1 protein-coding gene is annotated in these 661 nt (G+C 51.6%); it reads right to left on the bottom strand.

Translation table 11 applies throughout. From position 1 onward, the window contains the following. Positions 1-630 (bottom strand): flagellin hook IN motif-containing protein (locus HUK38_RS14685; protein WP_202985587.1); only part of this gene is annotated, 630 nt, incomplete at its 3' end. Positions 631-661 lie beyond the last annotated feature (31 nt).

The raw sequence follows: 661 nt of genomic DNA, 5'->3' as shown, positions 1-661 counted from the left end.
CTGAACGTAGCCGCTGGTGTTGGTGTAGTTTGCCGTATTGTCAGCCGTTAGGCCTGCAGTAGCGCCTGCTGTTGTGAGGGTGCCATTACCGTCACGATACGCCTTCTGTACGGTCACCAGACCAGCATTTACAGTCGCCGTATCTTGAAGGATAATATCATTACCCGTCTGATTAGCCAGAACAATACCCGAGCCAGCTTCATTGACCACCGCAGTCACGCCGGTTTTTGATGCTTGATCGTTGATTGCCGTGACCGCAGCACTCAAGCCATCCGCAGTGCCGACGCTTGAAAGACTAAAGGTGACAGTTTGAGCAGTGGAGTTATCTGAGGTGATATTCAGTGTATAACTACCGGCGGTGTCGAAGATTACTTGCGCCTCGGTACGCGCAGTCGCCGTCACACCGGTTGCATCGGTATACTTGTTGATATTGGTGGCCATCGTCTGGGCCGTTGTTGCAGCCGCGATTGCTAAACCCGATGCACCCGCATTAGTCTGACCAATAATCTGTCCACGATGCCCTAAAATATTCACGGCACCACCCGAAACCCCGTTGCCGCTTGCAGCAACATTACTAGTTGCCGCACCAGATGCCACAGAATAGTTATTTCCATACGCATTGGTCCGCATATTCGCATTGCTGACAGAAATAGTCTGATTG

Source organism: Thiospirillum jenense (assembly GCF_014145225.1).
In the GTDB taxonomy this organism is placed as follows: domain Bacteria; phylum Pseudomonadota; class Gammaproteobacteria; order Chromatiales; family Chromatiaceae; genus Thiospirillum; species Thiospirillum jenense.
This window is presented reverse-complemented; position numbering and strand designations above follow the sequence as displayed.